Source organism: Treponema sp. (genome assembly GCF_045657965.1).
In the GTDB taxonomy this organism is placed as follows: domain Bacteria; phylum Spirochaetota; class Spirochaetia; order Treponematales; family Treponemataceae; genus Treponema_D.
Genome location: NZ_JAZOUG010000115.1, coordinates 1 through 12870 on the forward strand (window position 1 = coordinate 1; position 12870 = coordinate 12870).

Consider the following 12870-nt stretch of genomic DNA (forward strand, 5'->3'; position numbering starts at 1 on the left):
GATTACGGCTTCGTCGCCGATGAATACGCTGACAATCTGGCGCGTGAAAGTAAAATAGAGAATTCCCAAAAAAACGCCCGCAATGATGTTGCACATGACGGAAAATTTAATCGTTCCCTTCATGCGCTGGAAATTTCTTGCGCCGTAATTGTAGCCGATTAAAGGCTGAACTCCTGCCGCAAGTCCCATCTGGACGAAAACGACGAGCATGTTTGCTTTCATTGCGATTCCCATGCCTGCCACGGCGACATCCCCATATTTTACAAGGAAAGTGTTCATAAGAATGTTGCTCAAACTCATGAGAATGTTAGTGATTGAGGCCGGAAGCCCGATTAAAAGCACGCCTTTCATGATTCCGTTTCTGATTGCAAAATACTTCGGGCTTAAAGTGAGAATCGAGCTTGGTTTGAGAATATGAGCGAAGAAGATTACGATTGAAACGAGATTTCCTAAAACGGTTGCGATTGCAGCTCCCGCCACGCCCATGCCGAGACATGGAATTCCCAAAAATGAATCAAGGATAAAAACAGGGTCGAGAATGATGTTCGCCACTGTTCCTGCCATCATGCCTTTCATGGAGCTTTGGGCGGCTCCTTCGCCTCGGATAAGGTTCGTGAATGCCGTGGATATTACGATTGCAGGCCCACCGTAGGCAATCCATGTGAGGTAAGATTTTGCGAATTTGAAAGTGTTTTCGCTAGTGCCCACGGCGTTTAGAATCTGCCGCATAAAAGTGAGCATTAGAATCGCGCCGACAACGCCGGTAAATATTCCTGCGTAAAGGCAGAAGGAGCTGATTTTTTTTGCCTTGTTGTATTGTTTTTCGCCGAGAGCACGGCTTAAAAATGAGGAGCCGCCCATGCCGAAAATGTTTCCTGCGGCCATGAAAAACAAAAACACAGGAGTCGCCACGCTTACTGCGGCAACTTGATTAGAATCGCCGGTCCTTCCTACGAAAAAAGTGTCCACCATATTATAGAACACGGCTACAATCATGCTCAGAACTGTCGGAAGAGCCAGCTTGAAGACCGCCTTTGGAATCGGATCTTTTTCAAAAACATCAATATTCTTTAACATGTTAAAAATCTAGTAAAAACAGAATTAAATGTCAACAAATGCAAAAAACAGAATGAGTCGAATTATAATAAAATAATGTTATTCACCAGAAATTATTTTAAAACGGCAAGAATATCTGCTTCAGGCACTTCAGTAATCACCGTTTCACCGACATCTGACTGCAGAATAAATCTGACCCTGTCGCTGGAATTCTTTTTGTCCTTTTTCATTGCGTTAAGAAGAATCTTTGCAATTTCTTCGTCGCTTGAGTATTTTTTCTTCATTTCAGAATGAACTGCTTCTGTTTCCCAGCCGAATGAAGCAAGACATGCTTTTACGCGGTCTGCATATTCTTTTGTGCACAGACCGAGCCTCTGAGAAAGGTCAGCAGCTCTTGCCATTCCCCATGCAACGCCGTCTCCGTGAGTTACAACTCCAAGACCCGCCATACTTTCAAGTGCGTGTCCGAAAGTGTGACCTAAATTCAGCTGCATGCGGATATTTTTTTCGGTTAAATCCTGCTCAACAACCTTTGCCTTTGCATTTACGCAGATTCGTATGCTTTCTGCTACAAGCGGATTTTTGCGGTCATTTAATATTTCAGGGTATTTTTCGAGCTTTTCGAAGAGTTCTGGCGAGTAGAGAAGGGCGGTTTTTACGACTTCTGCCATGCCGCTTCTGTATTCGTGCTGCGGAAGAGTTTCGATAAAGCTTGGGCAGATGTGGATTTTCTGAGCAGGGAAGAATGAGCCTATCATGTTTTTGTATGAATCAAAGTCACAGCCGGTTTTTCCGCCGACTGCAGCATCTACCATTGAAAGAAGTGTTGTCGGAACAAGTTCACAGTGAGCACCTCTCTTAAAAATTGAAGCTGCAAATGCTGTCATGTCTGTAATGACTCCGCCGCCTATTCCGACAAAAACTGCCGAACGCTGGCCGTTATTGTCGAGTGCGGCTTTTACGATTGCAAGAACGCTTTCGATTGTTTTGTAAGGTTCGCCAGCTCCTAAAATCAAAAGGACGTCTTTTCCGCGCTTACCTGTAAAGCCTGCTTCAATTTTCGGGTGAGAAAAATCTTCCCCGCGGAAAAAATCAATGAAAGAGTGCATTGCAGGAAGGGAAGCCACGCTTGTATCTGTTACGAAAATGCGCTGCGGAAGTGAATCTTTTTCTGCAGAGTAAAAAATTGAATTCAAATCAAGTTCACCGTCATAAAAACGGATGAATGTTCTGTCTGTTCCCGGGTGTACCGGCGGATAAATAATATCTTTTTCTTCGAATGTCATATCAATAGTCCTTGTCCATCTTTTCAAATTCTTCAATTACTTTGTTTACGCGGGTAAGCTCGCGGTTTAAGATTTTTTCGTAATCAAGCTTTCCGCTTCCTATCCGTTCTCGTTCATCTTCCCAGTTCTGAATGTCTGTCAGAAAAAGAAATTTGAACTTTCCGACATTGGCTTTTTCTGCCCAGAGTTTTGCTTCCTTCCAGTAGTAAAGGCCTGCTTCGTAACAGGATTTTGCCTTGTTTAAGTTTTCGATGTAAGCATCTTTCCAGGGGGCATCGTAAAAATGAGCCACCTGCTTGTCGTAAGTGCGGCCCAGCCTGGTGTGCTGTTCAATCAGTTTAAGATTTATATGCATCATAAAAAGATAGCGGTATTTTTCCCAGTCTTTTTCGTCGTTTATCTTTACCGGAGCATAGAGCGGATTACAGAAATCTGCCTGTACTGCCTTTTCAAGCCAGTAAATGTTTTCGATTACATCGTCCGGATACTGCTGGTAGTGTACATGGAAAAGCCTGTAATAGTCTTCCTTGTATTTTACCATGTAGGAAAATGCCGGTGTAATCGAGAAAATCGCAATGAAAAGGGCAAAAGCCGCACAAAAAATCTTTTTCATCTCTTACAGTATCGGAAGTTTTTTAACCACAGATTACACAGATTGCCACAGATTTTTTTCGATGATTTCCGCTACTTTTTCAACCGGGAGTGTTGCATCTAATCTGATAATTTTCATGCCGGTGTTCATTTTTTCGTATTCATCGATTACTTTGCGGTAACGCTCTGCCGTTGCTTTCTGAAAGTCAAGCTTTTCGTAGATTTCTGTTTCACCGCGGCCAAGAACTCGTTTAAGGGAGATTTCCGGGTCAATGTCAAAGAAAAATAAAATCTCCGGAAGCGGGAAACTCTCGTTCAAGCGGCGAGGAAGCTCATCACCACAGGTTACGCTCTGGTAGGTGAGGCTTGAAAATAAATATCTGTCGCTTACTACGATTTTCCCGCTTTCTGCCTGCTGTACAACGCCGCAGTTTGTGCCGCCTTTTCCGTAGAGGTGTTCGTTTCTGTCGGCTGCAAACAAAAAGGCTGAAGTGCGCGGATCTAATTCAACATCACCTTTAAGCATTTTGCGTAAGAATCTGCCTGTCTCACTGTCAGTTGGCTCGGTTGTAAAAAAGAAGCGGTCCGCATCGCCCCTTTTCTTTAAGATATTAATCTGCGTGCTTGTTCCGGCACCGTCAATTCCTTCAAAAACAATAAAATTTTTTAAAACCATATATTTTTTTCCTTGTTTTTCCATTATATTCAAAAACACTTTTTATGCCGATACTTGAAGAGAAGTAGTCTCTAAAAAATAAATGAAGTCAAAAATATTTGGCGTCAGCCTTGGAAGCACATTATTTATTTTTCTCCTTATTGCAGTTCTTGCACTTGTAAGACCGGTATATCTGCGTATCACGGAGGCTTTATCTGCTTTTGAATCTTCTCTGTCTCAAAAACTTGAAGATGAGACCGGACTTGCTTTTTCGTATCAATCGCTTTCACCTTCGATTTTTATTGGCGTAAATGTAAAAAATATTGGAATATATGAGGTTTCAACCAGAAAAAAAATTGTTGAAATTAAAAGGGCAGAACTTTCTTATTCGATTGCGGGATTTTTTTCAAAAAATCCGTCTGTTGCCCTGAAAGAACTGTCTTTGAATGGAGTTACTGTAGAATATAATTCTGTAAAAGATTCTCAATTTATTGAAAATATAAAGAAACTGGCTGGTAAAAATAAAAATGATAATTCAAAGCCGGAAGATAAAAACAATATTAAAATCGACAGAACAGAACTTGATATACCGGTTGATGTGAATATAAAAAATCTGACAATTCATTATTCGAATGAAACAGATGATGTTCTTGTGACATTAAAAAAACTGAAACTGGCAGATTTTAATTTTTCAGACGGTATTAATATTAACAGTTCAGGAAAAATTACTGCTAAAACATATCGTATAAAAAATAACGGTCGTGCAGTAAGTTTTGCCAGTTCCTTTTTGATAAACGGAATCTTTTATCCTGATTTTGAGGGAAGTTCTGCACTTGTAAGTCTTTCTGGAAGCAGTGGAGCAGATTATTCTGTCTTTAAAATTGATACACTGCTGAATTTTACAGATGACAAACTTGAACTGCGTACAATGAGGACTGTTCTGCCTTATTCGCTTTTTGCAAATTTTGATTTTTCAAAAAAAGAACTTGCTTTTTCTGCAGATTTCAATCGTTTTAATCCGCTTTCCCTTGTTTCAATCAGGAGAAAAAATGATTTTATAAAAAAAATTGACGGCTCTCTTTTAACAGGCAGTTTAAACGGCCGTTTTTCTGAAGATGATATGAATTATCGTGCTAACTTGACAGTTAGTGTCAGTCAGAAGTTTGCAGGCGAACCTGTATCTTTAGTCTTTAAAATTGACGGTGATGAAAAAAATGTAAATATTTCAAATATTTCTGCAAAAGGAAATTTTATTGACTGCGATTTTTACGGAAAATACGATATAGAAAAAAAACAGCCTTCAGGAACATTCAGTTTAGGGTATTTTCTGTTAAAAAACGGCGGAATTATTTCAACAGAAATGTATATTGATCCATACAGAAACGGCTTTATGTGCTTTGCTCCTCAACTTTTCCTGAATGAAAAAAGTTTTACTGCTCTTCAGTTTACTCTTTTGCCTTTGCAGAATTCTTTTGATTTTCAGTTTGAAATGTTTGATTATGCCCACGCCGATTATGAAGAAGCTGGAAAACTGGAAATTAATGGAAGCTTTATTTTGGGCCGTGAAAATTTTCTTCAGACACAGATTGCTGTTTCAAATATATTTGCTGACAGTCTGATTGAAACAGGTGCGTTCTTTTTAGAACCTTCAAAAAGTGAAAAACTGAAATCCGTTGCTCAAAGTTTTGAACCGTACATCTTTACAACTGAAGCGTATTTTTCTACTGATTTTAATAAAATTTCTGTAAATGCACCTCAATGTCTTTTTGCTAATACTAGAAAAGACCGTGAAATTTTAATTTTCTCTCTTGATGGTTCTCAGGAAACATTACAGCTTTCTCAATTCGATTTACAGTTTGGAAATCATTCTGCACATGCAGAAATTGAAGTAGATTTTGCTGATACATTTAAGGAATTTTCTTTTACAAGTGCTTTTACCCTGAATTCAATCCCTTATTCGTTTTACGGAAACTTTACACCGGAATGGATTTCTGTTTCAGGTGACTATAATTTTGATGCAATTGTTTCCATAGATGAGCGCATTGGAGCAACATTACAGTTTTCTCAGTTACCTTTTGCTTTTGGTAAAAATGTTTTTGCTTCTTCAACAAGCGCTATTCTTTATTGGGATGAAAATACCGGATTTGAAGCTAATATAATCAGTTTTGAAATTGAAGAACCTTCCCTTAATCTGGCTTTTAATCCTCATCTTGCGTTTTCAGGAACAATAAATCCTCATGGTTTTGCATTAAATTCTATTTCTTATACCGACGAAACTTCTTCACTGGATGGTACAGGAAATATTGTCTGGAACTTAAATGAAAAAATATTTGATTCTCTGCATGCAAATATAAATGCGGAAAGTCCAATTACGTCAGAAAAAATTTCTCTTTCGGCTGATTTTACAAATCCTACTCAGGCTCCTTTTTCCTTAGACTCACTGATGAATGAATTTTATATGTCGGTTAACGCATCTGTTGTTTCATTTCCTTCTTCACGGCTGCTCACCCTTCAAAATCCTGATAACACAATTTCAGCTGAAGTTACTGCAACAGGTACTTTTGTTAATCCTTTTGTTTCTGTTCAAATTCACAGGGCATCACTTTTACTTTCAGGGTATCCGTTTGTAATGAGCGGAAATATGGTTCTTGATGATACCGGTTTTAATGTTTCTGATTTGAATTTTTCATGGTCTGCAATAAACGTAAATGATATTTCTGCTAATTTTGATTTAAAGAACTTTTCCGGTGAAGCAAAAATGAATGTTAATGCTTCAATTCTTGAAAAGACAATACATGCACCGTTGAATCTTAAGGTTTCAGGTGAGAGTTCAGAAAAGCGCTTTGGACTTCCTGATTATTATTCAGTTTCTCTTTTTTCTGAATTAGTTACGGGTGATTTCTTTAACAGTGATTTTCCGGTTAATTTAACTTTATTGCATTCTCCGGGACGTTTTGATTTAATGACAAATGCAGAAAACGGCTTTAAGGCTGTTTATACAACAGACGGTTCAATTTCTGTCGTTACCGGCAAAAAAAGTCCTGTCCGTTTTAATGTTGAAGGAACTGTCATTCAGAATAAACTTGATATTGATGTGTCAGGAATTTTTGCTGACATGCGCTATATTTGTTCGGAAGTTGAAATTCCGTTCGTTTTCTTTAATTCTGGAATTTTAACAGGAAATTTAAAAATTACGGGGCTTACGACAGATCCTGAATATACGGGTGCGTTTACTGTAACTCAACCGAATTTCCTTATTTCATATATTTCACAGAATTATCTTCATGCAGAAAAAGTTTATATGAATGTTGAAAATGGCGAGGCTGTTGTTCCACCGACATTAGTTACATTAGGAAAAGGCCTTGCAACAGTTGAGTACAGAATGGAATTCAATAAATGGCTTCCAAATGCACTCGAATTAAAAATCAATATCGATGAAAATAAAAAAGTTCCGCTTGATTTGTCTTTCCCGTTCATTCATGCAAAAGGACTTGCCAGTGGTAATCTTGATTTGAATTTTGCTTTTCCAAGGGATGTTACTATTTCCGGCTTTGTTCTTGCTGATGAAGCTGATGTTGAAGTGGTTGCAACTTCCCTGCAGAATCAGTTTTCTCTGGATAATATTTTGATGTCAGTTCCTTCTCCGGTAGGTTCCAGCTCATCAAGCATTAATGTTACAGTTGATTTTGATATTATTGTAGGGCAGAAAGTTCAGCTGCTGTTCAATCCTTTTTTGCGTGGGGTCGTAGCTCCGGGAACACCATTGTCGATTTATTTTGATTCAGACAGCGGAACTTTTGATTTTAAGAGTGATATTACTCTAAGGGGTGGTGAGCTTGTCTGGCTGAACCGTAACTTCTATTTGAAAGAGGGTAGAATCGTATTTAATGAAAATCAGAATTTAATTGACCCGAAGGTAACTGTCCGCGCTGAAACCCGTGAACGTGATGATAACGGAAATATGGTTACAATTATTCTTTCCGCTAATAATCAGCGGGTCAGTACTTTCAGACCGCTTTTTTCTTCAAATCCTGCAAAATCTGAAAAGGAAATTATGGAAATTCTTGGACAGGTAATAGCCGGTGATTCCGAAGATGTGTATTCCCTTATTGCTACCAGTGGTGATTATTTTGTTCAGGCAACAGCAATGCGCAAAATTGAAAATACATTGCGTGAATTATTAAATTTTGATATAGTTTCGATTCGAACAAGTGTCCTGCAAAACTCAATCAAGTTGAGCATGGATGAAGATTCTAGCAATAAACAGATTTCATTAGGTAACTTTATTGACAATTCGACTGTTTATTTTGGTAAGTACTTCGGTAGTTCAATTTATGTAGATTCACTTCTTCACTGGTCTTATGATGAAACTCGTGTCGATGACAGAACTTCTACAAGCGGATTAGTATTTCAGCCTGAGCTTGGTTTTGAAATAGCATCTCCTTTTGTTAATATCCGCCTTGGCGTTGCTCCTGATATCGATTCCCTTCAAAAAGGACTTCTGAACACTTTTGTGCCTTCTACATCAATGACATTATCCTGGAAGTTCGCATTTTAATAACAGTCATAATAAAAAGGGGATTTTATGTCTATCCGGCATCGTTTTGCAGCATTATTCATGGCGGGGTTTTTTGTTTTTTGTCCTGCTGTATTTTATGCACAGAGTTCAGAATCAGATTCAAATACAGAAGTTGACAGTACATGGTATTACGGTAAGGTAATAAAATCGGTAAATTTTAAAGGATTAAAAACAGTATCAACAAAAGATGTTGAAGGTATTGTTTCGGGATTTTATGGCAAAAAATTCACAGACGAACTTTTTGCTGATATGATAGACCGCATTTATGCAATTGATTTATTTGATGATATTGCACCAGAAGCACTTCCAGGGGATGTAAAGCGTAATTCTGTAATTATTTCATTTACTGTAAAGGAAAAACCTGCGGTATCAAGAATTATAATTAATGGTAATAAAAAAATCCGTACAACAGAAATAAAAGATGCCATTTCCATTAAGGAAAAGGATATTTATGCACCTGCAAAGGTATCTGTTGATGAAAGAGCCATTCGTGATCATTATCTTGAAAAAGGTTTCACAAATGCAAAAGTAACTTCATCAACAAAAGAAACCTCAAAAGGAATTGAAATTACTTTCAACGTTGATGAAGGACGTTCTACAGTAATTGCCCATATCAATTTTTCCGGTAATAAAGTCTTTGCATCTAAAACATTAAAGAAAAAGCTTTCCTTAAAAGAAGTTGGTATCATAAGTAAGGGTGCCTTCCAGGAATCAATGCTTGAAGCAGACAAGCAGACAATTCTTTCCTTTTATGCAAATGAAGGATACATTGAAGCTGATGTAATTGATATAACCCAGAGTATTGAGGTAAACGAAAAAAAAGAACGGGATGAACTTACGATTACTTTTGTAATTCAGGAAGGTTCTCAATACACTTATGAAGGAACTACATTCGTAGGAAATAAAATTTTCTCTGATGAAGAACTTTCATCAAAAATTAAATTAAAGTCAGGTTCTGTATTCAATAAAACAAAATTTAATGAAGGCCTTATGGCTATTGCCGACCTTTATTATGAAAACGGTTATACTTCAAACCGTTTCCAGCCGAATCCAAATCAGGATATCGAAAAAAAGACAATTTCCTATCAGTTTATGATTATGGAAAATGTCCGCAGTCATGTAGAAAACATTATAATCAAAGGAAATACAAAAACAAAAGAACACGTAATTAAACGTGAAATTCCTATTGAATCCGGAGATATTTTTTCAAAAGCAAAAGTTACAACAGGTTTACGAAATCTTTATAATCTTCAGTATTTCAGTGCTGTTGTTCCTGATATCGTAGCAGGTTCTGAAGAAAACCTTGTTGATCTGATTATTTCTGTTGAAGAACAGTCAACTACATCAATTGAATTTGGTGTTACATTCAGTGGGGTTTCTGATCCTGATGATTTACCTTTTGCTCTTTTTGTAAAGTGGCAGGATTCAAATGTCCGCGGTTCTGGCCGTTCCTTGAGTGCCAGTTCAACAATTTCAACAGATACACAGTCTGTGGGTTTGAGTTATGGTGCAAACTGGCTTAAAGATTTACCTGTCAGCACTTCAATCAGTACAGAATTTTCTCATTCCAGTTTAACGGCTCTTCGTAATAAAACAGACAGTAATCTTAATTATGATGATGATTCTTACTACATGGATTACGAACAGTATAAATGGACAACAGGAATTTCTCTGGGCCGCCGGTGGACTCCTGACTTTGCCATTATTTCCTGGAGCGGCGGTATTTCAGGAAGCCTGAAAAACAATATTTATGATGAAGATGTCTGGACACCGGTTGATCATTCCATTACAGAGTATGCCAATACATGGGGATGGCAGAATTCTATCTGGACTGCAGTATCAGTTGATGACCGTGATATAAATTATGATCCTTCAAAAGGATGGTTTGCAAGCCAGAGATTTACATGGTACGGTCTTACTCCAATTGAAACTGAATTCTTCCTTCGTACTGATACAAAACTCGAAAAGTATTTTACCCTGCTTAAGTTCCCTGTAACAGAAACCTGGGATTTTAAGCTTGTTCTTATGGGCTATTCAGGTCTTTCAATGCAGTTTCCTAAAACTGGTTCAAGTATTGGTGATTCAAGCCGGCTTTATATTGACGGCATGTTTAATGGACGCGGCTGGACTTCGATTTACAACAAAGTTCGTGGAAAAGCCATGTGGAGTAATATTATCGAACTCCGTATGCCGGTTGTTCCTGGTGTTCTTGCACTTGATTTGTTTGCTGATGCAGCCGTTGTTAAAGAAGAACCTTACATGTTAGGTGATTTACAGAAAGAAGATTTCTTCTTCAGCTGTGGTCCTGGAATCCGCTTTACAATTCCTCAGTTCCCGCTTAGACTTCTTTTTGCTAATACTGGAAAATATGGTTCTACAAGTTCTTCTGATAAATATGGAGCGGGTGACGGTAAATGGCATTGGGATAAAAACTGGAAGTTTGTTCTTTCATTTAATATTACGAATAAATAATGAGGTTGTTATGAAGTTAAAAAAACTTTTTGTTTTTGCAATTTTTCTGCTTTCAGGCAGTCTTTTCGCTCAGCAGATTACCCGGTTTGGTGTAGTTGATACAGCAAAAGTTTATCAGGCTTATTTTAGAAATTCTGCTCCAATTCGTAATTATGATTCAAAAAAATCTGAATATCAGAATGAAATCGTAAAAAGAACAGAAGAAATTCAAAAGCTTAAAACTCAGAAAGCGGATGCCATGTCTTCAAATAATGATTCTCTGGTTTCAAAACTTGATTCTGATATTATCAAAAAAACAGATGCTCTTACTGAGTATACAAATGCCAAAAATATCGAGCTTGAATCAATGAAGCGAAATCTTCAAAATTCGGATTCGTTTTATAAAAAACTTTATTCAGTACTTGAAAAAGTTGCAGAAAATGAAGGATATAGTATGATTCTTTCTTTGCAGCAGAATAATGCAATTTTGTGGTATTCTTCATCTGTTGATATTACTGATAAAGTTATTGCTGAACTGGGACTGTAAATTATGGTCCGTTCAAAAGATTCAATCGTTGCCGGCTCAGTACAGAAAAAATCAGAATCTGCAGAACTTACACCGCTTATGATTCAATATCTCTCAATTAAAGATGAGCACAAGGATGATGTGCTTTTCTTCAGACTGGGAGATTTTTATGAAATGTTCGATAAAGATGCTGTCGAAGTTTCGCGGCTTTTGAATCTTACCCTCACTCACCGTGGAAATCAGCCGATGTGCGGAATTCCATATCACGCAGCTAAAATTTATATCGCACGGCTTTTGCGCTGTGGAAAAAGAATTGCTATCTGTGAACAGGTTGGAGAAGTTACAGGAAAAGGTCTTACTGAACGTAAAGTAATTGAAGTGATAACGCCTGGAACCGCCGTTGAAAGTGAATATCTTGACGGTTCTTCAAATAATTTTCTGGCATGTATCAGTGTTTATAAAGGTCAGACTGGTTTTGCTTATATTGATGTTTCAACTTCTGATTTTTTTGCAACCAGCTGGTATGAATCTGATATGGCTGAAAATTTCCAGAAGGAACTGGGACGAAGCCATCCACGTGAAATTCTTCTTCCTCAAAGCCTTGAAACAAATGAAGTAATACAGGAAACCTTAAATCAAAATAATGAAATTGCCGTTTCGTATTATCCTGACTGGAATTTTGATCAGAATCTTTCATACAAAAGGCTTATTTCACAATTCAATACAACCAATTTGCAGTCTTTTTCTTTAAATGAAAATTCTCCCGAGGTTGCACCAGCAGGATTTCTGCTTGATTATCTTAAAAAAACAGCCACAACAAATGCACCTCATGTTACAGCAATTAAAGTTTATCGTGACAGTCAGTTTGTTATTATGGATGATTCTTCCAGGAGAAATCTTGAAATTGTACAGAATCTGCGTGACGGGACAAGTCAGTTTTCACTTTTAGAATGTGTTTCTTATACTCAAACATCAATGGGAAAACGGCTTTTAAGAAACTGGCTTTTATATCCGCTTACAAATTGTAATGAAATACTTTGCCGTCAAAATCATGTGGAACAGTTTGTTAAAAACAGAAATCTGCTCGAGTTTGTACAGGAAAAATTTGCAGATATCCTTGATGTAGAAAGATTAGCCGGCCGTATTGCAATGGAAAGGGCTCATGCTAAAGATTTACAGGCTCTTCGTGTCAGTCTTGAATCATGGCTTTCTGTCTGCACCCAGTTAGAAAAATTTGATTTCATTAAAACAGAAAAATCTATTGCCTCTCAGATTGCAGCCCTTATAAAAGACTCTATTCTTGAGGATCCTGCAACAACTCTTGGAGAAGGCAGAATTATAAAAGAAGGCTGGTCTTCTCAATTAGATGAATACAGGCAGATTCATGATAATGTAAATAAAATTCTGGAAGATTATGCTGAACAGGAAAAAAATGCAACGGGAATTGCAAACCTTAGGATCCGTTCCAATAATCTGACTGGTTATTACATTGAAATATCCCGCGGTAAAGCAGAACAGGTCCCTCCACATTTTATTCTCAGGCGTTCTCTCACAAATGCAGACAGGTTTACAACTGTAAGACTTCAGGAAATTGAAAAACAGATTAGTGAAGCTGAACTAAAAATCGTAGAAACTGAAAAAAATCTTTTTCTTGAAGTCCGTTCAAAAATTGCAGAGTTTACCAGTTATCTTCTTCAGACTGCCAGAGAAATTGCGTATATTGATG

8 protein-coding genes are annotated in these 12870 nt (G+C 37.5%); 4 read left to right on the forward strand and 4 right to left on the reverse strand.

The genetic code is table 11. The features are described from left to right. From ACKI5B_RS04230 to tmk, 4 genes are all read right to left on the reverse strand, one after another. A partial coding sequence (locus tag ACKI5B_RS04230; RefSeq protein WP_407426151.1) for an MATE family efflux transporter occupies nucleotides 1-1077 on the reverse strand: 1077 nt, incomplete at its 3' end. A gap of 92 nt (nucleotides 1078-1169) precedes the next feature. Next, nucleotides 1170-2342: a 3-dehydroquinate synthase gene (locus ACKI5B_RS04235; RefSeq protein WP_407426153.1), complete on the reverse strand. Its 1173-nt coding sequence runs from the start codon at nucleotides 2340-2342 to the stop codon at nucleotides 1170-1172. 1 nt (nucleotide 2343) lies between these two features. After that, the gene (locus ACKI5B_RS04240; protein WP_407426155.1) at nucleotides 2344-2955 is read right to left on the reverse strand and encodes a hypothetical protein; all 612 of its coding nucleotides are present in this window, start codon (nucleotides 2953-2955) and stop codon (nucleotides 2344-2346) included. Nucleotides 2956-2988: 33 nt separating this feature from the next. Then, complete coding sequence (gene tmk / locus ACKI5B_RS04245) at nucleotides 2989-3609, reverse strand: dTMP kinase (RefSeq protein ID WP_407426157.1); 621 nt, start codon at nucleotides 3607-3609, stop codon at nucleotides 2989-2991. An 82-nt stretch (nucleotides 3610-3691) separates the two neighbouring features. On the opposite strand from tmk, the gene ACKI5B_RS04250 reads away from it, so the two are divergent. From ACKI5B_RS04250 to mutS, 4 genes are all read left to right on the forward strand, one after another. Beyond that, the gene (locus tag ACKI5B_RS04250; RefSeq protein WP_407426159.1) at nucleotides 3692-8146 is read left to right on the forward strand and encodes a hypothetical protein; all 4455 of its coding nucleotides are present in this window, start codon (nucleotides 3692-3694) and stop codon (nucleotides 8144-8146) included. Between the two features lie 27 nt (nucleotides 8147-8173). After that, nucleotides 8174-10639 (forward strand): outer membrane protein assembly factor BamA, encoded by a 2466-nt coding sequence (bamA, locus tag ACKI5B_RS04255; protein ID WP_407426161.1) that lies wholly within the window; start codon nucleotides 8174-8176, stop codon nucleotides 10637-10639. 10 nt (nucleotides 10640-10649) lie between these two features. Then, complete coding sequence (locus ACKI5B_RS04260; protein WP_407426163.1) at nucleotides 10650-11165, forward strand: OmpH/Skp family outer membrane protein; 516 nt, start codon at nucleotides 10650-10652, stop codon at nucleotides 11163-11165. A gap of 3 nt (nucleotides 11166-11168) precedes the next feature. Then, nucleotides 11169-12870 (forward strand): DNA mismatch repair protein MutS (gene mutS / locus ACKI5B_RS04265; RefSeq protein ID WP_407426165.1); only part of this gene is annotated, 1702 nt, incomplete at its 3' end.